Consider the following 25,632-nt stretch of genomic DNA (forward strand, 5'->3'; position numbering starts at 1 on the left):
CACTAAGTCCCTCGAACCTCGCGCTATGCTGATGACAATTTGTTTATGCACCGCTCGAGGCGGAGCGTCCACGGTTGCGGCCGAGCAACTGCTTCAAAGCGAGCGCAGTGTGCGGTCGATTCTTGAACAGGTTGAGGGCGTCCTGCTTGGCGGGCGCTCGTTCGATCCGACCGAAAGCACTCGGCAATTCGTGGTCGGTCTCTCCGATTTTGCCACTTTCGTGCTGCTACCGCGTCTGACCGCACGGCTCGATCGCGAAGCACCAGACGTTTCTCTGGTGATCCGCAACACGAGTCGCAGCGTCGGTTTGCCGATGCTGGACGACGGCGCAATCGAACTCATCGCAGGCAACTTCCCGCAGCTTCGCCATCTTCAGGTTTCGATGACGGGCAATCCGAGCGGCTATGTCGATGCTGGCTCACCGAGAAAGGATTGAAGAGGAATGTCGTCGTGAAGGTCGGCCACTTCTCGATGGCGCCGATGCTGGTCGATGCCTCCGACCTCGTGGCAACGGAACCCCGTCGCCTCTTCGCACCGTTGGTCTGGCGGCTACCGCTCCAGCTTTTTCCGCCGCCACTGGATATTCCTACATTCCGAGTGGCGCAGACTTGGCACACACGACACGATGCCGACCAGGACATCAATGGCTACGTCGGGTGCTTAGTGAAGTTGATCAATCGGTTTGAGGGGCTAAAGCCCCAATCCCCGCTGCCGCTCCGACTGCCAAGAATTGATTTGTGCCGATTCGTTCGCGGATTGCGATGCATTTGCCACAGGTTGCTTTTTGCGCGAGGGTTTAAGGATGGGCGAGGGTGCTGTGGGGAACACTCTATTGGACGATGACAGGCCTAATACGGTGCAGAATATTTCTACGGCTGCCAGTTGGTACACGGTCATCGTTCTGTGCCTTGCCTTGCTGATTTCCTTCACCGACCGACTTGTAATCAATCTCGTGGTCGATCCTATCCGAGCAGATCTGATTTTGACGGACTTTGAGGTCAGTCTGCTGCAGGGCGCCGGATTTGCCGTGATCTTCGCGCTGGCAGGTTTACCGTGCGGCCGGCTCGCCGATTGGGCTAACCGCCGCAATGTAATCATGACCGGCATTGCGCTCTGGTCTGTAGCGACGATTGCCTGCGGGTTGGCTGGCGACTTCTGGAGCTTTTTTGCCGCCAGGGTCGCGGTGGGCCTCGGCGAGGCGGCGCTGGTCCCGGCAGCTTCGGCGCTGATCTTCGATAGCTTTTCTTCCCGACGGCGCGGCATTGCGCTCGGTATATTTTCGCTCGGCGCCACGTTCGGCACAGGCGTCGCGATGTTCGTTGGGGGTCTAGTGCTGGCTTTCGCCTCGCTTGAGCCGATTGCGTTGATCGGGCCGCTGGCGCCGTGGCGGCAGATGTTCGTGCTGGTTGGGATGCCGGGTCTGTTGCTGCTGCCGCTGCTTCTGCTCATCCGCGAGCCGCAGCGGCGGCACCTCTCGGGTCTGCTGCCACTCGGGGGGGTGCTCCGCCAACTGGGTGCCGACAACGGCGCAGTGCTCAGGTTGTGTCTGAGCAAAGGGGCGCTCGGGATCGGCAACTACGCTTTCCTCTCCTGGTTGCCGACACTCCTGCAGCGCACGCATGGTATGACCCCACTTGAGGCGGGCGGCCTTATCGCGTTGTCGATCACGACCAGCGGGGTCGTTGCATCGCTTGCCGGCGGCGCGCTCTCGGACTGGATCGTGCGGCGCTGGGGCCTGGCTGCCCGCATCGTCCCGCTTCTTGGATGCTGCACGTTGGCGATCGCAGGAGCCTCAACGACGTTTTTCGCCGCTACTGAGCAGCAGATGACGCTCTCCTTCGCCATCTGGGCCTTTGGTTCGATAAGCGGCTATGTGATTGGGCACGTCGTCATGCAGGAAAACGTGCCGAACGAGATGCGCGCCACAACGATTGCGCTTTCTCTCACCATTACGGCGCTGCTCGGCATCGGCCTCGGGCCGACGCTCGTGCCATTGGTGGCCGAACATGTCTTCGGCGACGAGGCGAACATGCAACCGGCCATGGCGACGGTGAGCCTGGGCGCGGCGCTGCTTTCCTTTGTCGTGATCTGGCCTTCGGTACGCAAAGGGTTGAGAGCGATGGGTGGGTAGGCCAGCGCCGGTTTGTGGAACTGCAGATCATTCTGCCGCCTCCGATTTCATGAGGGCGCGAGCCCGCAGGAGGTTGCCGGTCCAGCATTCCCTCCAGCAGTTTGCGGCGGTGTTCAGCTCTTTCGGAGCCTCATTGAATCTGGCTGCTTTCCATGGCATCGTTTATTGGATTTCGGCTAACCCGTTTATTCAACATAGCCAGGGAGGGACGCTTCCGGCGGCCTATGCTAAACGATCTTGCCAAGCTTTAACCGCGCGTCTGGTTCGCGTTCATCGGGCGCCATTGTGTCGTTCGGCAGCTTCCGCTTGGATATTGCCCGCCGGCTGCTGTTGCGGAATGGCGAGCCGGTGCGGATCGGATCCCGTGCGCTGGATCTCTTGATCGCCCTGGTTGAGCGTGCCGGCGACATCGTCAGCCGGCACGAGTTGCTTGATCTCGTATGGCAAGGCGTGGTCGTCGATGAAGCGGGCGTCAGGGTCCACATGGCAGCGCTGCGCCGGGCCCTTGAGGACGGCCAGGACGGAGCGCGGTATATCATCAATGTCGCGGGCCGCGGCTACAGCTTCGTCGCCCCGATTGTGCGAGACGACATGGATGCGGCGCCTCCGGCGGTACCGGCTCAAGCGTCCAGGTCGCTTGGCCATGCGCCGCCGCCGCCCCGTTCGCTCATTGGCCGCGAGGCCGTTATCGACAGCTTGAGCGAACTCCTTCTGGAGCGCCGTTTTGTCAGCATTGTCGGATCGGCAGGCATTGGCAAAACGACGGTAGCGGCCGCGATCGCGTTGCGCATGCAATCAGAATTCGCAGATGACAACATTGCCTTTGTCGACCTTGGAGCGGTCTCGGAAACCGGCGTGGTGCCAGGAGCCGTCATCTCGGCGTTGGGGTGTAAACTCGAAGGCACCGACCTTGTCGAAGAGCTTCTATCCTACGTCCGCGACAAGCGCATGCTGGTTGTCTTCGACAACTGCGAGCACCTGATCGATGCGACGGCTTTCCTGGCGGAGCAGCTCGTTCGTGGTGCCCCAGGTCTGCATCTGCTGGCGACCTCTCGGGAATCGTTGCGTGCCGAGGGAGAGACCGTTCACCTGCTGAGCCCCCTTCCGGTTCCCGACAACGAGCTTCCGACCGCAGCGGAGGCGTTGTCGACGGCAGCCGTGCAGCTCTTCATGGATCGGGCGATCGCGAGTGGATTTGAAGGCGGACTGACCGACATCGACGCGCCGGTGGTAGCCGAGATATGTCGGCGGACCGATGGCATTGCGCTGGCGATTGAGATGGCTGGCAGCCGCGTCGGCGCCTATGGCATCCGTGGCGTGGCAGACTTGCTTGCGAGTAATGTGGAACTGCATTTGCCTGGACGGCGAAACGCCGCTCCGCGGCATCAAACGCTCGAAACGATGCTCGACTGGAGCTTCAATCTGCTCACCGAGAACGAGCAGATCGTCCTGGCCCGCCTTTCCGCTTTTGTAGGCTTTTTTACAATGGACGCCGCGCGTTCAATTTCGGATGACCACGACAGGGCGGCGGTGGCGCCGACGGTGGGGAGCCTGGTTGATAAAAGCCTGGTTTGGGTGCATCCGGTAGACAATGCTGTCTTTTACCGTCTTCCTCACACGACGCGTGCCTATGCGGCTACCAAGCTCAGGGAAATCGGAGACCCTGAGCAGATTTCCCGGCGCCACGCCCGCTATTTCGCGAATCTGTTCAAGGCGGTTGCGCTCAAGCCAGGCTTATACGCCAACATAGAGCGTCATGCGCTGCATATCGGCAATGTGCGCAAGGCGCTGGAGTGGAGTTTTTCCGACAAGGAATCTTATGCCATCGGCATCGAACTTGCCGCGGATTCATCTCCGTTGTTTATTGGTCTCTGGCTGCTCGCCGAATGCCGCCATTGGTCCCATCTGGCGCTGGGCATAATTGAAGGTTACAGCCGCGGATCCCAACAGGAGGTGCGCCTGCAAGAAGCCCTGGCGATTTCATCAATGCATACACAAGGCAATCCGCAAGAAGTTCGTGAAGCCATAGAACGCGGACTGGATCTTTCCCAGGCGGATGAAAGTGGGGTGCCGCAGATTCGTCTACTAGCCGGTCTCAGCGTCTTCTTGAGCAGGCTCGGTGATTTCGACGGTGGTTTGGACGCAGCCAGACGATGCATGGTTCTTGCAACGCGCAATGGATCGCTTGCCGAAAAAGTAATTTCTGAGTGGATGGTCGGCACCGCCTACCATCTCGCCGGCGATCAGGCAGCGGCCGTTGAGCACTGTCGACGCGGTTTCAAGCTCGAAGCCACTGTTGGGCGTGTCGACGTCAATATCTTCGGATATGATCATCATCTGCGCGCCGAAATCGCGCTGGCACGCTGCCTATGGCTCCGGGGCTTCCCCAAGACCGCCAACGGGATGGCGCTCAGACTCATGAACGAAGCAGAGGGGTCTAGTCTCCCGGGTAATTACAGCATTGCCGCCGTTGCCTCTATTCCTATCCTGCTTTGGGGTGGCGATACGCAGAACTCACGAGAGTACATCGAGCGGGTGATTGCTCATACTGAGAAACATTCTTTGAGGAGCACCGCGGCTGCGGCATGGGCGCTGAAAGGAGAATGGCTCCTGATGACGGGAGAGGCTGCGGCTGCCGTAGACGTGCTGCGACAAGCCCTCCGCATACTTCACCTAGACCCATTTCGCCTGGTCATTCCCCCAGCGTCCCGCGCCTTGGCGGCGGCACTCGTCCATTGTGGCGAACATGACGAAGCTCGTGCATCCATCGCCGAGGCGATTTCTTCGGCCGAAGAAATGGGCCAAAGGCTGTGGGTACCTTCTCTTTACCGGACGCAAGCCGAGATTGCCCTCAAAGCGCCTTGCCCGGATATCGATGCAGCGGAAACGGCCTTGCGAAGATCCATCAAGCTTGCGACAGCTCAGGCTGCCGTCGGTTGGCAATTGAAAGCCGCCGTTCCATTGGCCCGGCTGTTGATAGACAGCGAACGCAGCGCGGAGGCGTTAGGCATTCTGCAACCGATCTTCGAGGAATTTTCGGAGAGAACCGGCACAAGGGACCTCGTGGATGCCGAACGCATTCTGGCATCTCTGAAATAGTTGAAAATTACCCCAGTTCGACGGCTTGCAATGCGGTCTCGAGGTTAAGATGGCGCGACAATCGGCTGAAGACCCCAGCCCAAGCGGGCGATTGTTTACACCGACCTTTGAGCAGGGATTAGAGGGGTGGTGGTGCGCAGTGACTTGGGCCGCCCAGGAGTCTAGGCTGGCACGACTTCTGTCAGCAGGAAGACCGCCGCATGCCCCGCTATCTTGCCGTCTACACCATGAAGCCCGAAGACCTTGCTCGCTTTCGGAGCCTGCCTAAGCCAGAGCAGGATGCGATTGATGCCGTTGGGATGCAGCAGTGGGCGGACTGGGAGGAGAGAAATGCCGCATTCTTCTCTGATCGCGGCGGTATGGTCGGCAGGACGACGCGCGTTACAAAGGACGGCATCGCCGACGCCGTGAACCCTTTCTGTGGCTACATTGTCATCGAGGCCGATACCATCGAGACTGCCGCCCGCCTGTTCGAGACCCACGCGCATTTCACCGTCTTCCGGGAGACGGCGTAGATATCATGCCCTTCCTCACCGACCCTGCGCCGACTTGAACATCCGCTAGTCGCGTGCTGGTGCCAGAAGCCATCTGACAGCTATCGGCAGCTGACCGTCGCGCTGTCGGGAGGCGGACCGTCGCAAGGATGAGAATAGCCGCCTGTGACAGACAGCGCAGGATCGAACATTTGATCGCAGGCGCGATGGCCATGAGATAGGGCGAAGAGAGATGCAGATCGCCTAAAGCGGAAAAAGCAACGTTATGACTGTTGTCAGCGTGACGATGCTGAAAAGGGTGCTCGCTATGACCATCGAGCCGGTTGCCGCTGAGTCCAGGCGATAGTCCACGGCAAAGAGAATGCCGAAGAAACCCGACGGCATCGCGGAGATCAGAATGGCTATGTTCGCCGTCTCGGTCGATATCGGCAACGCAAACACGACCACGGCAGTCAAGATGGGTCGGCCGATATCGGCAAGCCCTGTTGCAGCAAATACGCTCCAATTCAAGCGAAACGGTTGCGACGAGAGAATGAGACCTGTCAGGAACAGCGCCACACTGGGGGCGGCGACTCCGATGAGCATAAGGCTCGCCTTGGCGAGAGAGGGCAGCTCCAATCCGGCGAGGCAATACAGAATGCCGACTGCGGGAGCCAGAACGACGGGTTTCGTCACTGAGCCGAGGAATGCCTTCCGAACCTGTCCTGCGGGGCCAGTCGCGATTTCTTCCTTCTGTTTCCTGGAATTCAGTTCGACGAAAATCAAAGACATGGGGCTCACGATGATCGAGCCAGCGGCAAGCGCGACAGCGATGGGGACTGTGCCACCTGGTCCGATAACGGCAGCCGCTACGGGAAGGCCAACGCCGGCCAAATTCGGGAAAGATACAGTCAGGGCCTGAAGGGCCGCGTCCGCCTTCGAAACGTCCGAGGAAGCACGGACAAAAAAATACCATGCAAGATGAATGAGCAGCATCACGAAACCGAGCGTTAGGAAAAGTGGCACTTGCTCGAGCATCTCGCTTCGCGGTGCGGATGCGGTCGCCACGAACAGCGAGGCAGGCAGGGCGAAGTTCATCACGAATGCATTGAGGCCGTCCACATGGTGGTTTTCGACGATGCGGAGCCTACCGGCGCCGTAGCCAACAAGAATCACGAAAAAGATCGGGACAAGTGCAGGAAGGATTGTATTGGCCGTCATGTCGGAGGCGTCCTGCAGATGCAATTCGCCTCGTGGGTATCGCCCAGGATGCTCCACACGCGTTTTGCACTCTTTATGATGTGTCGGACCGACAGATCCAGCTCGGCCCCAGCCGAGCTTGCAACCGCATTTCCCAACCGGATTGCTTCGGCTTGGAAAAGGATGGCGGTGAGGGCATCCGCTATCTGCGATCGCGCGCAGTGTGGGGCGGCCTGCGCGCCACAGTGCCAGTCGTGGGTTCCGCCGTTTGGCCCGGATCCGCGACTGGCACTGTCGACATTAAGTAAAGCGCTGTTCGGCGACCGCATTTGGGTGAGTCCTCAGCGTCACGGCGATATCGGTTCGTCATCAGAAGCTCAGGCTTGCACAGGCTCGCGCTTGCCGCGCGTAAATTGTTGGAAAGTGTTGTTGAGGGCCGATGGCAGAGCGCTCGGCCAATGCGTCTCTCGGTACCGGGCTGAGACGGATTAGATCGTCGGCGAGCCTCGACGATTCTGATAGGTGAACCGACGATACAAAGGGCGCAGTTTCTGCTTTGGAGCACTGAGCAAGCCTTCCGATTGTTGGCTTGCGATTATTTACTCATCTTAACGCGCGCTCGGTTCATATGCATGCCAGCATCTGATCGTTCACGATTTTCTGAAACGTCATTTTCTGAACGTCAACCCAACCGCCGAGGTGCTGCCATGCCATTTCGCCGTATCTGTTCCGCCGCCTTACTTGCGTCTTCTCTTGCCCTGATCGCCCCCGCTGCGGCGATGGCCGAACCCATCAAGAACATTGTCCTGGTGCATGGTGCCTGGGTCGATGGGTCCGGCTGGAAACCGATCTATGACATTCTGGTGAAGAAGGGTTTCCGTGTATCGATGGTCCAAGAACCCGAAACGTCGTTCCAGGATGACGTCGCCGCAGCAAAGCGCGTGCTCGACATGCAGGAAGGCTCGGCCATCCTGGTAGGCCACTCCTACGGCGGCTCGATCGTCACCGAGGCGGGGGTGCATCCAAAGGTGGCCGGCCTCGTCTATGTTGCCGCCCACGCTCCGGACGTGGGCGAGGACGAGGGCGAACTTGGCAAGAAGATGCCGAGCGTGCTGGCCAAGACCGAAGGGGCGATCAAAGCGACACCGGACGGCTATACCTATCTGGATCCGGAACTGTTCCCGAAGCTGTTCGCCCCTGACCTCCCTCGCGAACAAGCCGAGTTCGCTGCCCGCTCGCAGGTGCTGGCCAAGGCCGAGGTATTCAACACGCCGCTGACTGCGGCTGCCTGGAAGACCAAGCCGAGTTGGGGCATCGTCGCCGGCAACGACCAGATCATCAATCCCGACCTCGAACGCTTCTATTATGAACGCGCCAAGGCGCCTTTCATCGTCGTCAAAGGCGCCAGCCATTCGGTCTACGAATCCCATCCAGAGCGCGTTGCCGATGTGATCGTGGAGGCCGCTCGGAAAGTCGGAGAGAAGACGAACTGAACGCAGACCGAAGCCGTCGCACAGCGCCAGCATGCGACGGCTTTCTTTCAGTGCACGAGGTCCGTCCATGACTGTCCTTTCGAACATCTCGTCGACCAGAATCTGGGACGCATCACGTCGGTCACGCGAGCAGCGCATTGCCGCCGCCAGCGCCTATGCCCGTGGCAAGCAGGTCGCACCCGGAGATACGACGAAGCTGCTGGAGGCGGTGACACGGCCGGGCGACCGGGTCTGCCTCGAAGGCGATAACCAGAAGCAGGCCGACTTCCTCGCCGCCCGGCTCGCTGAAGTCGACCCCTCGGTGGTGAAGGACCTGCACATCGTGCAGTCGGGCGTGGTGCTGGCCGAGCATCTCGACCTGTTCGAGGCCGGCATCGCGAAGAGGCTCGACTTCTCCTATTCCGGCCCGCAGGGAGCGGCGATCGCGCGCGCACTCAAGGCTGGCAAGATCGAACTCGGCGCCGTTCACACCTATCTCGAGCTGTTCTCGCGCTATTTCATCGATCTTACCCCGCATGTCGCGCTTACCGTGGCGCGTAGCGCGGATCGCGACGGCAATCTCTATATGGGTCCGAACACCGAGGACTCGCCCGTTGTCATTGAGGCGACCGCCTTCAAGCAGGGAATCGTCATCGCGCAGGTGAACCAGCTGGTCGACAAGGTGCCGCGCGTCGACGTGCCGGGCGACCGGGTCGACTTCGTGGTGGTGACGCCCGAGGCCTTCTATGTCGAGCCGCTGTTCACCCGCGACCCGGCACAGATCACCGAAAATCAAATCCTCGGCGCCATGCTGGCGATCAAGGGCATCTACGCGCCCTACGGCGTGAAGCGGCTGAACCATGGCATCGGCTTCAACACCGCCGCTATCGAGCTGATCCTGCCGACCTATGCCGAGCGGCTTGGGCTTAAAGGCAAGATCGCCACGCACTTCGCCCTCAACCCGCACCCCACCCTCATTCCCGCCATAGAGTCGGGCTGGGTCGAACAGGTGCACAGCTTCGGCTCGGAAGTCGGCATGGACGATTATATGAAGGCGCGACCGGACATCTTCTTCATTGGCCGCGACGGTTCGATGGCGTCCAACCGCATGTACTGCCAGTCGGCCGGGCTTTACGCGACCGACTTGTTCATCGGCTCGACTCTGCAGATCGATCTTCAGGGCAACTCCTCGACCTTCACCCGCGACCGCATCGCCGGCTTCGGCGGAGCGCCCAACATGGGCTCGGACCCGCATGGACGGCGCCATGCCAGCGAGGCCTGGTTGAAGGCGGGCCGTGAAGCAGCCGGGGAGGCGACGAGCCTGCCGCGCGGGCGAAAGCTGGTGGTGCAGATCGTCGAGACCTTCGGCGACAAGCTCGACCCCACCTTCGTTGAGAGCCTCGACAGTGTCGAACTGGCCAAGTCGCTCGATCTCGCGCTTCCACCGGTGATGATCTATGGCGACGACGTCAGCCACATCGTTACAGAAGAGGGCATCGCCAACCTTCTGCTCTGCCGCACAGCATATGAGCGCGAGCAGGCGATCCGCGGCGTCGCCGGCTATACCGATGTCGGCCGTGCCCGCGACCGTAAGGCTGTGGAGGATCTGCGCGCCCGCAAGGTCATCCAGCGGCCGGAAGACCTTGGAATCGATCCGCTCGAGGCCAACAAGAGCCTGCTCGCCGCGCGCTCTATCAAGGAGCTCATGCACTGGTCGGGCAATCTCTACGATCCGCCGGCCAAGTTCCGCAATTGGTGAGGAGGCGGCACATGGAAATCCTCAAAGTCCACCACAAAACCCGCAGTCCAGCCGCCGGCACTGTCGGCAGCGCTCTCGTCGGCGTCGTCGCCTCCGGCAATCTCGAGGTGCTGCTGGAACGCACGCTTGCCGATACTGAATGCACCGTCGAAATCGGCACCCCGGTGCGCGGTTATGACGATGTCTGGAGGGCCGTCGTCGCCGACTTTGTCGAGCGCGCCTCGCCGGGCGGCCTGCGCATCTCCATCAATGACAGCGGCGCCCGACCCGACACGGTGATGCTGCGGCTGTTGCAGGGCGTGCGGACCATGGAGGCTGGCCATGACTGACCCGAGGCATCCCTCTGCCGATACCGCAAGCTGGTTCCTCTCGACCGCGCGCGAGCGTCTCGCGGGGCTGCTCGATCCGGGCAGCTTCACGGAGTTCCTGCCGCCGACGGAACGCGTGCAGAGCCCCCATCTCGCCTTGTTCGACCTACCCGCCGCCTTCGATGACGGCATGGTTGTCGGGCGCGGCTGGCTCGGGAGACGTGCCGTTCTTGTCGCGGCACAGGAAGGCCAGTTCATGGGCGGTACCTTCGCCGAGGTGAGCGGGGCCAAACTCGTAGGCCTGCTACGCGCCGCACGCGACGATGCGAAGCTGCCGCGCATCGTCCTCTTGCTGCTCGACAGCGGCGGAGTGCGATTACAGGAAGCCAATGCCGGCGAGCTCGCAGTGGCCGAAGTGATGCGCGCCATCGTCGAGGCGCGCGGCTACGGCGTGACTGTCATCGCCCTCGTCGGCGGGAGAGCGGGCGCCTTCGGCGGCGCGGGCCTCACCGCCGCCACGTGCTCGCGGATCGCCATTTCGGAACAAGGGCGCACCGGCGTGTCAGGCCCGGAGGTGATCGAGACCAACAAAGGCGTCGAGGAATTCGACTCGCAGGACAAAGCGCTGGTTTGGAGCGTGACCGGAGGACGCAATCGCCGCCTGCTCGGGGGCGCCGACGCATATGCCGGGGACACTGTGGCGGGCTTCCGCGACGCCGTGCTCGCATTGATCGACCGAGCGCCGCCTTTCGATCTCGCGACCCTGCGCGCCGAGCAACGACGGCTCACTGACCGGATAGAGCGCCTTGGTGCGTGCAACTCCGCGGTCGAGATGTGGGTAGCGCTCGGCATTGCCGAACCGCAAACCATACGGAACTTGGATGACGCGGCCTTTGCGGAGATCGTCAAAGACCTGAGAGGAGGTGCTTATGACGCTCGATGAGATCCTCTCAAGCCTCTTCCCCAAGGGCCACGACATCGATCCCCGGCCCGATCATCTGATCCTTGGCACGGGAAAGCGGGCCAATGGTGGCACGGTCGAGGTGGTCGGCATCGCCGACGGCGAGGCATTGGGGATCGAGGGCGTGCTGCCGCTGGCCCGACGCGTGCTCGACATCGTCGCGACCGGCAGCAAGACACCGATCCTCGTCATTGTCGACACGCAGGGCCAACTCATGTCCCGCCGCGACGAGATGCTCGGCCTCAACGAGTATCTCGCCCACCTGGCGAAATGCCTGCTGCTGGCGAGCCGCAGCGGCCATGCCACCGTCGGGTTGAATTACGGCAAGGCCGTCGCCGGCGCGTTCCTCGCTACTGCGCTAGCCACCGACGTCCTTGTCGCGCTTCCAGACGCCGCGCCAGCGGTGATGGACCTGCCCTCCATGGCGCGCGTGACCAAGCTGCCGGAGGAGAAGCTGAAAGAGCTGTCGCAAACCACCCCGGTTTTCGCACCCGGCCTTGCCTTTATGAGCGCCGTCGGCGCAATCGCGCAGATTTGGGATCCCGCGAAATCGCTCGCCGATCAACTCGAGGCGACGCTAGCGGCTGTCCCCGAACTCGATAAGCGAGACGTGCTCGGCGCCGAACGTGGTGGGCGCGCTGTCGCCGCGCAGATCGCGCGGCGCGTGGCACACCAAGCGTCCGGTGACGACTATGTCTAACAATGCCTATCGCCGCCACGATCTGCTGCGCGTAGAGCCAGGGGCGTGGAGGGAGATGCTCCTCGCTGCCGGCAGCCTCGACCGTCTGGCCGATGAGCCCCGGCCGTTGGTCGAAGGCTGGGCCGAACGCGGCTTGCCGGTGATCGTGCGGCGGGGCGCCGTAGGTGACGACGAGAGCGCGATCGCCATCGGCCTCCCGCTGCCGCCCACACTCGGCAAGCTGAGGCTGGGCTTTTTCATCGCTCCCAAGCACGTGGCGGCAAGTGTCGCGGCGCATTCCGTGGCCGAGGCAACGCGGTCGGCCCCCGCGCACCTGCGCCCACAGCTGGAAGCTGCTGACGCTCTCGCGATGCGGCTGGGGTTACGGCCGTTCGTCTTCGGCGCGCTGCTTTGGCAGCATCTGACAGGGCTTACCTATCTGCGGGCCGGCTCGGACATCGACCTCATCTGGCCGGTATCACGCCGAGACGACCTGGATGAACTGCTTGACGGTCTCGCCACGCTCGACGCCGCAGGCCCGGCCCGACTCGACGGCGAGATCATCCTGAGCACAGGCGAAGGCGCGAACTGGCGCGAACTGCGCAACGCACTGACCCGCCCTGGCGGCACAGTCCTGATCAAATCGATGCACGGAGCGGAATTTAGATGCGCACGACATCTCTTCGTGTGACCGCGACTTTACCGAAGCGCGACCCGGCGCACGGGCGGGCACCGCTCGCACCTGTCGACGCCGATCGGTTCGGCGGCATGGCGGCAGATGCGCTGCTCGCCGAACTTGACACCTGGCCGAAGCCCGGCCTCGTCAGCCCGCTCGACAACGGCAGCCATGACGACATGGACTATGGTACCTTCCTGAGCAGCATAAACGTCATTCGACCCTTCTATGCCGAGCTTGCCGCAGCCGGCGGGGCGGGCGCCGATATGGCGGAGTTGCGGCGAATAGGTGCGCTCGCAGAAGACGCCATGCTCGCTGCCACCGGAGGGGTGAACACCCATCGCGGCGCAATCTTCGCGCTGGGCCTGCTCTGCGCGGCAGCCGGTGCGGCATGCGCCGAGCGACTCCGTCTTTCGGCAAAGCGGCTGACGCGGATAGTCGGAGAGCGCTGGGGTCGAGAAATCACGCGCCGCCCGATCCCGCTGAACAGCCACGGCAGCGGCGCGCTGCGGCGCTTTGGCGCCGGCGGTGCGCGCGCGGAGGCGGCTGCCGGCTTTCCGCACGCGCGGACCATCGGCCTTCCGGCGATGCTGGCCGGACGGGTGCTCACTGGCGACGAAGAGGCGGCGCGGGTGCATGCCTTCTTCGCATTGCTGGCGGTGATGGAGGACACCAACCTGCTCCACCGCGGCGGGACGGAAGGGCTGCGGGACGCACGCCGCGCGGCATGCGACTTCCTTCTCGCCGGAGGCGTCGGCCGGACGGACTGGCTTGCCCATGCCATGGCCGTGCACCGCGCATTTGTGGCGCGGCGCCTCAGCCCGGGTGGATCGGCCGATATGCTGGCCGTCACGGTCTTCCTCGATCACGTCGAGAATGCGCCGTGAGCGGCATCGCGATATTGTGCTCGGGCCAAGGCAGTCAGAGCGCGGCCATGTTCGATCTCGTCGCCTCCGAGCCGGCGGCGGCCGCCGTTTTCGAGTTCGCCACCGGGACGCTTGGCGGCCGCGATCCGCGCGACCTTGCCCACCAGGGCGGCGACATCATTCACCGCAACGACGTTGCGCAGGTGCTTTGCTGCGCGGCGGCGCTCGCCGTATGGGCGGCGGTCGGCTCGTCAGCTCCGCGCCCGCTTACAATCGCCGGCTACAGTGCCGGCGAAGTGCCGGCCTGGTCGGTCGCCGGCGTGATGGACGTATCGAGCGCCTTCGACGTCGTGGCGTGCCGCGCCGCCCTCATGGACGAGGCTACGCACGAGCCTTCCGGACTTGCCGCCATTATCGGCTTGCCGCGCGATGTGGTCGACGGAATTTGTCGCGCCCATGGGCTCGACGTCGCCATCGTCAACGGTCCGCTGCACCTCATCGTCGGCGGACGCGCGGCGGGCCTCCGGCTGGCGCTCGCGGACGCCACGGCGCGTGGCGCCACCCGCGCGACGGTGCTGCCGATCCACGTCGCATCCCACACACCGGCTCTCAAAGCCGTGAGCGAGCGGCTCGGCAGGCTGGTGAGCGAAACCTTCACGGACGTCCGTTTGCCGAGCGATGTCCGACTGGTCAGCGGTATCGACGGGGTGCCTATTCGCAGCGTCGCCGATGGTCTCGTCAAGCTCGCGGCTCAGGTCTCGACAACCATCGATTGGACGGCCTGCATGGATGCTTGTCGCGCCTCCCGTCCCGCCCGCGTGCTCGAACTCGGACCTGGCAACGCGCTGTCGCGGATGATGACCGAGTTCGAGCCCGACATACCAGCGCGCAGCGCCGCCGATTTCCGCTCCGTAGCTGGCCTGCGCCGGTGGATGGAAGTGTCGTCCTAAGCATCCGGCACAGATGCGGGACCGAACCGCTCATGAAGGGAGATAACGCATGACTATTCTCTACTCGACCAAGGTAACCGCAACGGGCGGCCGCAAGGGAACGATCCGCAGCGAGGACGGCATTCTCAATCTCAAACTAGCCATCCCCAAGGAACTGGGTGGCATGGGCGGCGCCACCAATCCCGAACAGCTCTTTGCCGGCGGTTATGCGGCGTGTTTTGAAAACGCGCTGTTGCGTGTTGCTCGGCAGTCGGGGCATCGCTTCGCCGACGGCGACGTGATCGTCGTCGCTGAAATCGGCCTCAGCCGCAACGAAGCCGATGCCTTCGTGCTGCACGCCTCTCTCGCCGTCACCGTGTCCGGCGTCGATCAAACGACAGCCGACGAGTTGGTGAGAAATGCCGACGCCATTTGCCCCTATTCCAATGCCGTCCGAGGAAACGTCGATGTCGCGAAGGCAGTGATTGCCATATGACGATCGGCCAGGAACAGGTGATGATAGCCTTCGGCAAGTCGCACGTCAGACCGACTTTTTTCTCGGGCCGAATGTCAGTTGCTTTCAGACAGGTCTTTCGTTCCCTTCAAAATGCTAGTCTAACTGCGGCGCAGGGCGGGGAGCGATGACAGGTCAAGCGATGGCCCGGACGGACAAGGTCTTGCTTGTCCCGCCGCATGTCGAAGTTAGCGCGCACGCTCCGATATCGTTCGGCAGCTTTCGCCTGGATCGGGCGCAGCGGCTACTCCTGCAGGATGGCGAGCCTGTTCGGATCGGCTCGCGCGCCCTTGATTTGCTGATTGCCCTTATTGACCGTGCCGGCGACATCGTCAGCAGGCATGAGTTGCTGGAACTCGTATGGCGAAACGTTGTCGTCGACGAGGCGGGGGTGAGGGTCCACATGGCTTCGCTTCGCCGGGCTCTAGGTGACGGGCGAGATGGGGCACGATACATCGTGAATATCGCCGGCAGGGGCTATAGTTTTGTCGCTCCAATAGCACCCACCGAACCGGATCCGCAGCCGCCTCCACCGGCGGCGTCTTTGGCACCCCGATCCACAGGCCGTGTGCCACCGCCACCTCGTTCGCTGATCGGCCGGGAAGCCGTCATCACCAGCCTGAGCGAACTCCTTTTGGCGCGCCGTTTCATCAGCATCGTCGGACCGGGAGGCATCGGCAAGACGACAGTGGCTGCGGCCATTGTCCAGAGGCTGCAAAGTGCATTCGACGACACGAACGTCATATTTGTCGATTTCGGCGCCATGACCGAGGGCCGCCTGGTTCCCGGGGCCGTTATCGCGGCGGTCGGCTGTGCAATTGGAGGCGCGGATCCAGTCACCGAACTGGTGACCTTCCTCGCGGACAAACGCGTGCTGATCATCTTCGACAGTTGCGAGCATTTGGTCGATCCGACGTCACTCTTGGCCGGCGAGCTCTTTCAGCGCTCGCCAGGCGTGCATCTGCTGGTAACTTCCCGTGAATCACTGCGTGTCGATGGAGAGACCGTCCATCTCTTGAGCCCTCTGGCCTATCCGGCCGACGAGTTTCCGACAGCGCCCGAGGCGCTGGCGACACCGGCGGTGCAACTCTTCATGGATCGGGCAGCGTACAGCGGGTTCCACGGAGAGTTAACTGACAGCGATGCGCCCGTCGTCGGTGAGATCTGCCGCCGCACCGATGGCATCGCGCTTGCAATCGAATTGGCAGCCAGTCGAGTCGGAACTTACGGCATCCGCGGCGTCGCCAATCTTCTGGCCGGCAATGCGAAATTGCGCTTGGCCGGCCGGCGCAATGTCGTCCCACGACACCAGACGCTCGAAGCGATGCTCGACTGGAGCTTCGAGCTGCTTGCAGAACTCGAGCAGCGGGTCCTCTCCCGCCTCTCCGTCTTCGTCGGACTCTTCTCGATAGAAGCGGCGTGCTCCGTTGCTGGCTCGGCCGGGGATGACGGTAAGGCGACAATGGTGTCGATAGCAAGCCTCGTCGACAAATCCATGGTCTGGGTCCAGCCGGTAGGTAAGGTCGTCTTCTATCGCCTTGCCGATGTGACCCGCGCATATGCAGCGACGAAATTGCAGGAGGTCGAAGAGCTTGAACCTATTTCCCGGCGCCACGCTCGTTACTTTGCCAGCCTGCTCAAGGGGGTTGCGCTCGAACATGGCGCCTATGCCGATATGCGACCATATGCACCACACATCAGCAATGTCCGAAAGGCACTCGAGTGGAGCTTTTCAGACCCGGAATCGCATGCTGTAGCGGTCGAGCTGGCAGCCGATGCTGTACCTCTATTTCTCGGGCTTTGGCTACTTTCCGAAGGTCGGCATTGGTCGCGTTTCGCATTGAGCGCGAGCGATGAAATCAAAGAACTCCCTCGGCGCGAATTGCGACTGCCGGAGGCACCGGCAGATTCTGCCCAGAACACACAAAACGATGCGCAGGAATTTCCTGACGCGATCGAGCCGGGACCGAATCTATTAGAGGCTGACGGCGGCGAAATGACGCGATTTCGTCTTTTGGCTGGTCTTAATAGCTTCCTGACGACGCTCGGTGACTTCGAAGGTGGGTTGGCTGCTGCAAAGAGGTGCGGCATCATCGCAGAGCGGATCGGAGCGCTCAGCGACCGAGTCATTGCCGAATGGATGCTCGCCGCAGCCTACCACCTCGGAGGCGACCAGGCCGCCGCCATGACACATTGCGAGCGCGGCTTCGCGCTTGAGGCCGAGATCGGCCACCCGGAGTTCCGTCTATTCGGCTACGATCATCATTTGCGTGCCGAACTTGCTTTGTCGCGCATCCTTTGGCTCAGGGGATCTCCCGCGCGTGCTTGCAGGCTGGTCCTGGAAGCCATGGAGGGCGCCGCGCTGTCGTCCCTGCACAGTAACTACAGCATGGCCGCTGCTAACGGCGTCGCGGTTCTGCTCTGGAGCGGCAATAGCCGGGAGTCGGGCACCCACATCGACCGCTTGATAGCGCATGTAGAGACACATCCCTTCAAGTTAAACGCAGCTGCTGCCTTGGCGTTGAAAGGAGAATGGCTCGTGATGGTTGGAGAACCTCTGGCAGGCATCGCCGCACTGCAAGAAGCGCTCAAGATGCTTAACCGGGAGCAGTTTCAAATGGTTGTGCCAGGCGCAGCCAGGGCTCTGGCCGACGGGCTCGCTCAAAGCGGCCAGTATCGCGAGGCGCAAACGATGATCGATGAGGTTACTTCTTCCGCGGAACGAATGGGGCAAAAATTCTGGCTGCCCGATCTGTATCGGACAAAAGGTGAGATCAACCTGAAAGCACCTTCCCCTGATGTCGAGGCGGCCGAGCAGGCTTTCCTCGTGTCTATCAAGCTTGCGGGAGAACAGGGAGCCATCGGCTGGGAACTAAAAGCTGCGATTCCGTTGGCGCGCCTATTAATAGGCCGGGAACGCGCCGCCGACGCAATCGCGCTACTCACCCCGATCTATGAGGCGCATTCGGAGAGAACCGGCACCACTGATCTCGCGGATGCCAAGAGCCTACTGGAATCTTTGCGATGATCGTCCCCGATCCGGCGCGGCGCACAAGGCCGGATCGAGAAGCGGAAGTTAAGGACGCCGGCTCCTAATGCCGGTCGACTGACAGTAGAGAAGCATTTCAAACGATGGTAGGCGTGGCGCCCGCCATCGATGACGGTGGCTAGATCGCCAAACCGCCGGATACCTCGATGACCTGCGCGGTGACCCAGCGATTGTCGTCGGAGAGCAGCGAAGCGATCATCGGCCCGACATCGTCGGGAACTCCTGCTCGGCCGAATGCTGTCATTCCGGCGACCTGCTTGTTGAGTTCCGGGTTGTCACGAACCATGCCTCCGCTGAAATCCGTCTGGATCGACCCCGGCGCTACTGCGTTCACGGCGATACGGCGCGAACCGAGTTCCTTGGCCTGATAGCGGGTGAGAACCTCGATGGCTCCCTTGAGCGCACCATATGGGGCGCTGCCGGGAATGATGATGCGTGCGAGGCCGCTCGAAAGGTTCACGATCCGCCCACCATCGTTAATCAGCGGCAACAGTTTTTGGGTGAGAAAGAACACACCTTTGAAGTTCACCCGATAGAGCGTGTCCAGTTCGTCCTCGGTCGTCTTCTCCACTGAATTGTGATGCGAAATGCCGGCGTTGTTGACGAGATAGTCAAAGCGTTGGGCGCCAAGCCTCACCAGCGTGTCGCGAACTTTCTCTGCGAAGGCATCGAAGGTCGACGCTTGTCCGACGTCGAGCTGCAAGGCGATGGCCTTGCGTCCGATCGCGGCAACCTCTGCCGCTACAGCTTCCGCTTCAGCCCGGGCCGAATTGTAGGTGAAGATGCTGTCAACACCGCGGTGCGCGAGGCTGACCACTGTGTTGCGGCCAAGACCGCGGCTTCCTCCTGTTACAAGCGCAATTTTGTTTTCAGGTTGCATCATTCGCCTCCACAATCGAGAGCCGGATCCGTTCCAGCGTTTTGCCCTGCGAGCCTAATTTCGATGGTTATGGCGGCGCCAGTAAATATTTGAAAAAAATGGCAAAGAAGAGAGCGATTTGCCAAAGAATCAACCTTTATAACGACGAAGAGATTTCAGTATTTTTCAATATATACGTTTTGGATTGATACAAAAGCTGTACATATATTCGCATTTGGCAGCAACGGGAGAAACACCATGAGCCTGCAGGAAAAAGTCGCGCTGGTAACCGGCTCGGGTCGCGGCATCGGTCGCGCAATTGCGGAACGCTACGCCGCGCGCGGCGCAAGAGTTGTGGTAAATTATGCGAACAACAGCGCGCTGGCCGAGGACGCCGTCGCAAAAATTGTGAGCGCGGGAGGCAAGGCCATTGCCGTCCAGGCGGATGTCGCCCGCGTCGATGACATTAAACACCTCTTCGATACGGTGCTGGACACCTATGGGCGGCTCGACATCGTCGTCGCCAACGCGGGTATCGAGCTGGTCGCCCAATCCGTCATCGACTTCACCGAGGCAGACTTCGATCGGCTATTCGCGGTAAACGCCAAAGGCGCGTTCTTTACGCTTCAGCAGGCTGCGCGCCACGTCGCCGACAACGGCAGGATCATCTACATAGGCACGAGCAATACAGCGTTCCCCCTGCCTGGCCGCGCACTGTATGGTGGGAGTAAGATCGCAGCTCAGTTTCTCGTCCAGGTGCTGGCCAAGGAGCTCGGCCACCGCGGCGTCGCGGTTAACTCGATCTTGCCAACCGCCATCGAGGGAGCCGGCGTTTTCACAGACGGCGTGCGTTCTGAAGTCCGTGAGTTCGTGAAGTCATTCCGGCCGATGCAACGGATGGGTACCGTCGAGGACGTCGCAGACGCTGCCGAATACCTGGCCGGTGATTTGTCGGGTTTCGTCAGCGGTCAACATCTAATGGTTAGCGGCGGCGGACCGGCGTGAACTGAGAACCTGCTGCTGACATCTGAGTGATCGATTAAGCTCGGGTTGTCCGCGATCGTATGAGCCACCGCAAGGTGGAGCAGCGGCTCCGATATACCGCTCGTTGAATCCAGCATTCGCAAAACGCGCTTTACAGCCTTTTGCAACGTTAAACTGGCGCCTTGATCGATACGGGTCGATGCTGAGGCCTGAATACAGATAGCAACAACTCCGCAGAAAGTGGGGATGATGTACAGGCTGGGCGAAACTGCGCGATATTTCGAGCACGAGTTAAGGCAGCCACTTGTTTCGGCACCGCCCGCTCCGGCCAGCCTCCTTGCAACCGATCAAAAGGCATCCAGCCTGGCAAGTCATTTTGCGCACATCCGGGCGAGCAGGAGTGTTGGCGTGCACGTTGGCGATTCTGCGGTGAGAATAAAGCTGCCCTTCATGGACGTCGTGCTCTCACTGTCCGCATGTGCCTCCAATGGGGCAATGGACGTCCAAGAGTTCGCCATGCCCGCGACCTCGGATGCCATTTCGACCGACCCGGTTTTGCAGCAGTTACTCGAGCAGTTCCGCCGCTCCGAGAGCGACGATGAGGATGGGCTTTATTCTGATGCCATCCGGCTTGCTCTCGCCGCCCGATGGCTTCGTCTGCGTTCAAACGGGCAGAACCAGCCTGTCGATGGATTGCAGCAGTGGCGGTTAAAGCGCGTGACGGCTTACATCGACCAGCATATTAACGAGGCCATCTCGCTTGCCGACTTGGCTCAAACAGCTGGCCTTAGCCGAATGTACTTTGCCGCGCGGTTTCGTGCAGCGACGGGCCTGCGTCCTCACGACTATATCTTGCGGCGGCGAATCGAGCGAGCCAAGGAACTGCTTCTACAAAACGAACAGTCCCTGGTCGACGTCGCCCTAGACGTTGGGTTTCAGACGCAAGCCCATTTCACGACTGTCTTCAAGCGCCTGGAGGGAACGACGCCGGGCCGTTGGCGGGTTGCAAACTATCAGCCCGTTCAATAGACGCGCAGTGTCCGTAGGATAAGTGGGGCTTCCGATTTGGAAGTACCAGGAGCAGAGAAACTGACGACCAGGCTGCGCACTTGAGGCCCGGCCAGGCGCGATTTGCCCGACAGCCGAACTATATGAGATCGGCGATGTCAACATGCGATTAGGCGCGCGCAAGGTCCTTAGTACTCTCCTGGAGAACTCCGTCGTCGCGGTGAAGGCTCGCGAGCTTTCCAGGTGGTTCACTGAACCGAAATTCCGGGGCATGCAGTTCCCAGCCTTCGGCCAAGCGTCGCGCAATGGCTCTCGTTGGTGAGCGAGGGTTTGCAGATCTTTACAACGGCTGTCGGCGGAGAACTCGCGCAGTAAGGAATCTGCTGCAATCCTTCGGGCAGTGCTTCGATGATCAGGACGGCGTCGTGAGGACGCCTCCGGTTGATTTCGGGCGCCTGCATGGTCCTGGATTTCTACCTCGGCCCAGGCCGGTGCAGATGTCAGCCGGGTCAGCGTTGAGGTTAATTCGATGATGCAGCAATAGGTGCTCGTGATCGCTGGACATAGCGAGGATTCAACAGTCATCCAGACAGACAAAAACAGGTGCCTACAGGAAATACGTTGGCCTGATCGATGTATATTTTATAGGTGTGCCAACGTGGTTGTCGTTGGGGATATCGCTTAACTCAGAAGGAACATGTCCAATGAACATCAAAGCTATCTGTCTCGGCGTAACATTTGCTCTTTCCGCTTTTGGTGGTCAGGCGTCGGCCGGCGCACTGGATGAGCCGGACACCATGGAACCATTCTTCACCGATTCCAGCATGAAAACGATGAAGCCCATGGAGGAATTCAAAGCGGTCTTCTTTGCCATGCCGGCTGAAAAGCAGGCACAAATGAAGGGTGAATGCGCACGTCAAGTTCAGCAGCCGTACACGGACTTCTGCGCGAATGTAAACACGCTCGGTGGTCACAGCTAAGACAGCGTTTGAGCCACCGGAATAAAGGTGCGGCTGAGAAAATCGGAAAAATCGCCGTACAGCAAATAACTGCAACGAGATGGGCACCCATCTCGTTGCTGACTTAGGTCGACGATGGCGACTGTTTCGATGATCCTTTGGGTGTCGCTGGCGGTTGAAGGGCGGCTATGTCCCGCTTGCGGGAAGGTGTCGCGCTTACGCTGCGGTCCGCGTCGTCTCGTAAAGAAACCAGCTTCGGCGTTCGGTCTCGTCGATCCAGACTTCTAGGAGGCTCGTCGAGGCGACGTCGTTATAGGTTTCGCATACGGCATGCGCTGCCCGGAGGAACCCAGTCAGCCTGCGGTTGTCGTTGGCAAGCTCTGCCAGCATGTCCTGCGGCGTCACGTAGTCGGCGTCGTTGTCGAGCAGCCGCTGGATGCGGGCAATGTGTCCGATCGACCGCAATGTCGTGCCGCCGACCTTGCGGGCGCGCTCGGCCAGGGCGTCAGTCATCGCGAAGATCTGATCGCTCTGCTCGTCAAGCATGATGTGATAGTCGCGAAAATGTGGCCCCGACAGGTGCCAATGGAAATTCTTGGTCTTGAGGTAGAGGGCAAAAGTATCTGCGAGCACGCCGGTCAGTGCGGCGGCGATGTCTGTCGTTGCCTGTGCCCCGAGATCGGTGGGCGAATGCAATGCGGCTGCGTTGCGGGTTTGGAACAGAATGTCCTGCATGGGTCTCTCCTTACATTGCGTACAGGGCCGGCGCCGCCGGATTCTGTATCGACGTGACGCAATAAACAATACTAGCCGCCAGCAGCCACAGATATCGGTACAGAGTTTATGTGGTTCATACATGAGGATGACAGCCTCGGCCGTCACCAACCCAACGTATGATTTTCGTAGCATTCATCTCCACATAGCGTGCCTAGCCAAATGCAGGACAGGTGCGGAGAGACGGTATGTCTAAGGCAGATGCAGACGATGCAACAGCGCTGGCCAACATGTCGCTTCTCGCAATGTCCAGGATCATGGCGGTTGCAGGCCATGACCTGAAGCAACCCCTCCACGTGGCCATGCTGTCGATGGCGCGTGCAGTCGAGGAAGGCGTGCCGGCAGCTGCCGCCTATCGGCTGCGCGTCGCACTCGACGCGATGATGCGTCTGAACAGCGAACTCAGCGACATAGCCCGGCTGTCGCAGATGGACGGCGCTCTGCAGCCAAACCACCGGGTGGTGCGGGTGGCTGATATTCTGTCACGAGTCGATCGAGACTGGCGTTTTTACGCGGAGGCGTGCGGGATCGATCTGCAGGTGTGCGCGTCCGATCTCCTCGTGGAAACCGATCCGGACATGGTGCACAGCATAATACGGAACTTTATCGGCAACGCCTTGAAATACAGCGGGCCAGGTGGCCATGTCCGCGTAGACTGCCGGCTCCAGCACGATCGGCTCAACATCGATGTGGAGGACGACGGCTGTGGCATTTCGGCTGCGCGGTTCGAAAGCATCTTCAACGCGTTTGACCGGGGCGACCAAGCCGGCCGAACCGAAGGTCTCGGCCTTGGCCTGACGATCGTGCGTCAGACCGCAGACTTGCTGCGTCACCAAGTCACTGTGCGGTCGGTCGAGAATAAGGGCTCGATCTTTTCGATCGAGCTGCCCCGTCACCTTCCGGACACCTGCGAGCTCGACCGTACGGAAACGATCTAAGGAGATGCGGCCCCTACTCTTCATTCGCGATCGCATTCCTCAACAGGCAGAATCCATACGCAATCCTCACTGGATATTTCGTCCGTGTCCGGCAACGGGCGACACATGAGCACGAGCGCGTACCGCTTGGCGGCCGCCTTGCTGGCGCTGTGCATCTTCCTGTTCGACGTGCTGTCGCCGCTCCAAGGAGCGGTCGCGGTGCTTTACGTGCTGGTGGTGCTCATTGCGGCCCGCACCTCGTGGCGAAAAGATCTGTTCGCCGCTGCCGCCGGCGCCATCGTTCTGACGCTTGTTGCCTATGCCATTTCCCATGGCTTAGAGAATTACGGATCTCCGGTGCTGCGTGCGATCGTCAGCATCGCGGCAATTGCCATCGCCACGATGCTTGCCTTGCAAAACCAGTCCGCCATGGCGACCTTGGCAGCGCAGGCCCGATTGCTGAACCTGTCGCACGACATGATCTTCGTGCGCGACATTGAGGGCGGGATCGACTTCTGGAACCATGCCGCCGAGCAGGTATACGGCTGGTCGGCCGCAGAAGCCTTCGGCCGCGTCGCGGACGAACTGCTTCGTACAAGATATCCGGTGGAACGCGCGACGGTTGAGGCCGAGCTCCTCCAGAACGGGCGATGGGAAGGGGTGCTCGAGCAGGAGACGCGATCCGGCGCTCGCCTCGTCCTGGACAGTCGTTGGGCGGTGCAGCGGGACCGGCTCGGGAAGCCCACGGGCGTGCTCGAAATCCATACTGACATAACGGAGCGCCAGGCTGCCCATGCGGCGCTAGTCAAGAGCGAGCACCGCTATCGCCGTATGTTCGATTCAAGCCGGATCGGTGTCCTCGAGGAAGATTGGAGCGAGGTCAGAAGGGAACTTGCAAGCATCCAGGAGAAAGGGATTCCGGTTTCCGACTATCTCGCCGGCAATCCGGATTTCGTCGCCCGAGCCCGGCGGCTCATCAGGATCGTCGACGTCAATCCAGCCCTCTTGTCCATGGTTTTCGTGGAAGATCCCAAGCAGTTTCTGACCACCGTGGACGATGTCCTGAGCATTACCGACAGGACCTTCGTCGGTGCGCTGGCTGCCTTCGCGCGCGACGATGCGTTCTACGAGGGCGAGACTGAGATGGTCGGCAGCGATGGTGAGGTCATACCCGTGTTTTTCGCCATAACCTTTCCACCCTCGGCGGACGACGGCGACAATGTTCTCATATACGTGGTGGACATCACCGAGCGCAGACACGCGCAGGATGCGATCCAGCAGGCGCAGGCGGAACTCGCGCATGCCGCCCGGGTCGCCACGCTTGGCGAATTGACCGCCTCGATTGCGCATGAGGTCAGCCAGCCGCTGATGGCAATTGTTACGAACGGCGAGGCGGGGATGCGCTGGCTCCGGCGCGATCCGCCTAACCTCGAGGAAGTCGAAACGGCGCTCGGACGCGCGGTGGCGGAGGGACGCAGGGCAAGCGGTATCGTCAAGCGCATCAGGGCCTTCCTGAAGAAGGCGCCGTCACACCGTGGCGAACTCGTCCTTTCGGCGCTGGTCGAGGACGCTACGGCGCTCGTCCAGCGTGAGCTTGCGAGAGCCAATGTTCAGCTGCAGGTCGATATTCAGGCCGGCATTCCGAATGTGCACGGCGACCGCATTCAACTGCAGCAGGTCCTGGTAAATCTCATGATCAACGCCGCGCACGCAATGTCTGCGCAGACGAGACCGCGGCTGCTTTTCATCGGTGTTGTGCAGAACTCCTCGAAGAACATCGAGATTACTGTACGGGATACCGGACCAGGGGTATCGGAGGAGCATCTGCAACGGGTCTTCGAACCATTCTTCTCGACCAAGCAAGATGGCATGGGCATGGGTCTTGCGATATGCAGGACGACGGTCGAGGCCCATGGCGGACAGCTGGCGATCGAAACCCAGCCCGGCGTGGGCGCGACCTTTCGAGTGACGCTTCCGGTGACTGAAGGAAGCGCGGCAGGATAACCGCTACGATC

The 25,632-nt window shown here is 61.2% G+C and carries 21 protein-coding genes and 1 pseudogene; 19 read left to right on the forward strand and 3 right to left on the reverse strand.

Translation table 11 applies throughout. The features are described 5' to 3' along the window. Positions 1-25 precede the first annotated feature (25 nt). From NKI18_RS07375 to NKI18_RS07390, 4 genes and pseudogenes are all read left to right on the forward strand, one after another. Positions 26-436, forward strand: a complete 411-nt coding sequence (locus tag NKI18_RS07375) for a type 2 periplasmic-binding domain-containing protein (protein WP_352616023.1) — start codon at positions 26-28, stop codon at positions 434-436. 396 nt (positions 437-832) lie between these two features. Next, positions 833-2,131 (forward strand): MFS transporter, encoded by a 1,299-nt coding sequence (locus tag NKI18_RS07380; RefSeq protein WP_352616020.1) that lies wholly within the window; start codon positions 833-835, stop codon positions 2,129-2,131. A gap of 306 nt (positions 2,132-2,437) precedes the next feature. Continuing rightward, positions 2,438-5,230, forward strand: a complete 2,793-nt coding sequence (locus NKI18_RS07385) for an ATP-binding protein (protein WP_352616017.1) — start codon at positions 2,438-2,440, stop codon at positions 5,228-5,230. Positions 5,231-5,430: 200 nt separating this feature from the next. Continuing rightward, a pseudogene (locus tag NKI18_RS07390) lies at positions 5,431-5,783 on the forward strand (hypothetical protein). Positions 5,784-5,967: 184 nt separating this feature from the next. On the opposite strand, the gene NKI18_RS07395 reads toward NKI18_RS07390, so the two are convergent. After that, on the reverse strand, positions 5,968-6,924 hold the full coding sequence (locus tag NKI18_RS07395) for an AEC family transporter (RefSeq protein WP_352616014.1): 957 nt from the start codon (positions 6,922-6,924) through the stop codon (positions 5,968-5,970). Positions 6,925-7,610: 686 nt separating this feature from the next. Between NKI18_RS07395 and NKI18_RS07400 the strand changes: the two genes are divergently transcribed. The 10 genes from NKI18_RS07400 (at position 7,611) to NKI18_RS07445 (ending at position 18,095) form a co-directional block, all read left to right on the forward strand. Further along, complete coding sequence (locus NKI18_RS07400) at positions 7,611-8,396, forward strand: alpha/beta hydrolase (protein WP_352616011.1); 786 nt, start codon at positions 7,611-7,613, stop codon at positions 8,394-8,396. A 67-nt stretch (positions 8,397-8,463) separates the two neighbouring features. Beyond that, a complete protein-coding gene (gene mdcA / locus NKI18_RS07405) occupies positions 8,464-10,134 on the forward strand; it encodes a malonate decarboxylase subunit alpha (RefSeq protein WP_352616008.1) in 1,671 nt (556 codons plus the stop codon). Between the two features lie 11 nt (positions 10,135-10,145). After that, positions 10,146-10,463, forward strand: a complete 318-nt coding sequence (gene mdcC, locus NKI18_RS07410; protein WP_352616005.1) for a malonate decarboxylase acyl carrier protein — start codon at positions 10,146-10,148, stop codon at positions 10,461-10,463. After that, on the forward strand, positions 10,456-11,385 hold the full coding sequence (locus NKI18_RS07415; protein ID WP_352616002.1) for a biotin-independent malonate decarboxylase subunit beta: 930 nt from the start codon (positions 10,456-10,458) through the stop codon (positions 11,383-11,385). Before mdcC ends, NKI18_RS07415 begins: the two co-directional genes overlap by 8 nt. Beyond that, the gene (mdcE, locus tag NKI18_RS07420; RefSeq protein ID WP_352615999.1) at positions 11,372-12,103 is read left to right on the forward strand and encodes a biotin-independent malonate decarboxylase subunit gamma; all 732 of its coding nucleotides are present in this window, start codon (positions 11,372-11,374) and stop codon (positions 12,101-12,103) included. Before NKI18_RS07415 ends, mdcE begins: the two co-directional genes overlap by 14 nt. Next, positions 12,096-12,773 carry a malonate decarboxylase holo-[acyl-carrier-protein] synthase gene (gene mdcG, locus NKI18_RS07425; RefSeq protein ID WP_352615996.1) on the forward strand — a complete coding sequence of 226 codons (678 nt, stop codon included), beginning with the start codon at positions 12,096-12,098 and terminating at the stop codon, positions 12,771-12,773. Before mdcE ends, mdcG begins: the two co-directional genes overlap by 8 nt. Further along, a complete protein-coding gene (gene mdcB / locus NKI18_RS07430) occupies positions 12,749-13,645 on the forward strand; it encodes a triphosphoribosyl-dephospho-CoA synthase MdcB (protein WP_352615993.1) in 897 nt (298 codons plus the stop codon). The genes mdcG and mdcB overlap by 25 nt, the downstream gene beginning before the upstream one ends. Beyond that, positions 13,642-14,574: an acyltransferase domain-containing protein gene (locus NKI18_RS07435; RefSeq protein ID WP_353019251.1), complete on the forward strand. Its 933-nt coding sequence runs from the start codon at positions 13,642-13,644 to the stop codon at positions 14,572-14,574. The genes mdcB and NKI18_RS07435 overlap by 4 nt, the downstream gene beginning before the upstream one ends. Before the next feature lie 49 nt (positions 14,575-14,623). Then, positions 14,624-15,049: an organic hydroperoxide resistance protein gene (locus NKI18_RS07440; protein ID WP_352615989.1), complete on the forward strand. Its 426-nt coding sequence runs from the start codon at positions 14,624-14,626 to the stop codon at positions 15,047-15,049. A gap of 145 nt (positions 15,050-15,194) precedes the next feature. Continuing rightward, positions 15,195-18,095: an ATP-binding protein gene (locus tag NKI18_RS07445; protein ID WP_352615987.1), complete on the forward strand. Its 2,901-nt coding sequence runs from the start codon at positions 15,195-15,197 to the stop codon at positions 18,093-18,095. Between the two features lie 139 nt (positions 18,096-18,234). On the opposite strand, the gene NKI18_RS07450 is transcribed toward NKI18_RS07445, so the two are convergent. Next, positions 18,235-18,999, reverse strand: coding sequence for an SDR family NAD(P)-dependent oxidoreductase (locus NKI18_RS07450; protein WP_502900666.1), 765 nt, complete (start codon positions 18,997-18,999; stop codon positions 18,235-18,237). A 234-nt stretch (positions 19,000-19,233) separates the two neighbouring features. Between NKI18_RS07450 and NKI18_RS07455 the strand changes: the two genes are divergently transcribed. From NKI18_RS07455 to NKI18_RS07465, 3 genes are all read left to right on the forward strand, one after another. Further along, entirely contained in the window at positions 19,234-19,980 is a 747-nt protein-coding gene (locus tag NKI18_RS07455) for an SDR family oxidoreductase (protein WP_352615983.1), read from the forward strand. Between the two features lie 225 nt (positions 19,981-20,205). Then, positions 20,206-20,988 carry a helix-turn-helix domain-containing protein gene (locus NKI18_RS07460; RefSeq protein WP_352615981.1) on the forward strand — a complete coding sequence of 261 codons (783 nt, stop codon included), beginning with the start codon at positions 20,206-20,208 and terminating at the stop codon, positions 20,986-20,988. 683 nt (positions 20,989-21,671) lie between these two features. Further along, on the forward strand, positions 21,672-21,947 hold the full coding sequence (locus NKI18_RS07465; RefSeq protein WP_352615978.1) for a hypothetical protein: 276 nt from the start codon (positions 21,672-21,674) through the stop codon (positions 21,945-21,947). Positions 21,948-22,142: 195 nt separating this feature from the next. Here NKI18_RS07465 and NKI18_RS07470 read toward each other — a convergent pair whose 3' ends face one another. Continuing rightward, positions 22,143-22,661 (reverse strand): Dps family protein, encoded by a 519-nt coding sequence (locus tag NKI18_RS07470; RefSeq protein ID WP_352615976.1) that lies wholly within the window; start codon positions 22,659-22,661, stop codon positions 22,143-22,145. A 296-nt stretch (positions 22,662-22,957) separates the two neighbouring features. Between NKI18_RS07470 and NKI18_RS07475 the strand changes: the two genes are divergently transcribed. Together NKI18_RS07475 and NKI18_RS07480 are read left to right on the forward strand one after the other, a co-directional pair. Then, positions 22,958-23,638, forward strand: a complete 681-nt coding sequence (locus NKI18_RS07475; RefSeq protein WP_352615974.1) for a sensor histidine kinase — start codon at positions 22,958-22,960, stop codon at positions 23,636-23,638. Positions 23,639-23,722: 84 nt separating this feature from the next. Then, positions 23,723-25,621 (forward strand): PAS domain-containing sensor histidine kinase, encoded by a 1,899-nt coding sequence (locus NKI18_RS07480; protein WP_353019256.1) that lies wholly within the window; start codon positions 23,723-23,725, stop codon positions 25,619-25,621. Positions 25,622-25,632 lie beyond the last annotated feature (11 nt).

This window comes from Mesorhizobium sp. M0800, from assembly GCF_040320095.1.
Lineage (GTDB): Bacteria > Pseudomonadota > Alphaproteobacteria > Rhizobiales > Rhizobiaceae > Mesorhizobium.

Bases quoted from the DNA above. Each gene is read 5' to 3' on its own strand.
- NKI18_RS07375 (WP_352616023.1), top strand. From the start codon at position 26: ATGCTGATGACAATTTGTTTATGCACCGCTCGAGGCGGAGCGTCCACG.
- NKI18_RS07395 (WP_352616014.1), bottom strand. From the start codon at position 6,924: ATGACGGCCAATACAATCCTTCCTGCACTTGTCCCGATCTTTTTCGTG.
- NKI18_RS07400 (WP_352616011.1), top strand. From the start codon at position 7,611: ATGCCATTTCGCCGTATCTGTTCCGCCGCCTTACTTGCGTCTTCTCTT.
- mdcA (WP_352616008.1), top strand. From the start codon at position 8,464: ATGACTGTCCTTTCGAACATCTCGTCGACCAGAATCTGGGACGCATCA.
- mdcC (WP_352616005.1), top strand. From the start codon at position 10,146: ATGGAAATCCTCAAAGTCCACCACAAAACCCGCAGTCCAGCCGCCGGC.
- NKI18_RS07415 (WP_352616002.1), top strand. From the start codon at position 10,456: ATGACTGACCCGAGGCATCCCTCTGCCGATACCGCAAGCTGGTTCCTC.
- mdcE (WP_352615999.1), top strand. From the start codon at position 11,372: ATGACGCTCGATGAGATCCTCTCAAGCCTCTTCCCCAAGGGCCACGAC.
- mdcG (WP_352615996.1), top strand. From the start codon at position 12,096: ATGTCTAACAATGCCTATCGCCGCCACGATCTGCTGCGCGTAGAGCCA.
- mdcB (WP_352615993.1), top strand. From the start codon at position 12,749: ATGCGCACGACATCTCTTCGTGTGACCGCGACTTTACCGAAGCGCGAC.
- NKI18_RS07440 (WP_352615989.1), top strand. From the start codon at position 14,624: ATGACTATTCTCTACTCGACCAAGGTAACCGCAACGGGCGGCCGCAAG.
- NKI18_RS07445 (WP_352615987.1), top strand. From the start codon at position 15,195: ATGACAGGTCAAGCGATGGCCCGGACGGACAAGGTCTTGCTTGTCCCG.
- NKI18_RS07450 (WP_502900666.1), bottom strand. From the start codon at position 18,999: ATGATGCAACCTGAAAACAAAATTGCGCTTGTAACAGGAGGAAGCCGC.
- NKI18_RS07455 (WP_352615983.1), top strand. From the start codon at position 19,234: ATGAGCCTGCAGGAAAAAGTCGCGCTGGTAACCGGCTCGGGTCGCGGC.
- NKI18_RS07460 (WP_352615981.1), top strand. From the start codon at position 20,206: ATGATGTACAGGCTGGGCGAAACTGCGCGATATTTCGAGCACGAGTTA.
- NKI18_RS07465 (WP_352615978.1), top strand. From the start codon at position 21,672: ATGAACATCAAAGCTATCTGTCTCGGCGTAACATTTGCTCTTTCCGCT.
- NKI18_RS07470 (WP_352615976.1), bottom strand. From the start codon at position 22,661: ATGCAGGACATTCTGTTCCAAACCCGCAACGCAGCCGCATTGCATTCG.
- NKI18_RS07475 (WP_352615974.1), top strand. From the start codon at position 22,958: ATGGCGGTTGCAGGCCATGACCTGAAGCAACCCCTCCACGTGGCCATG.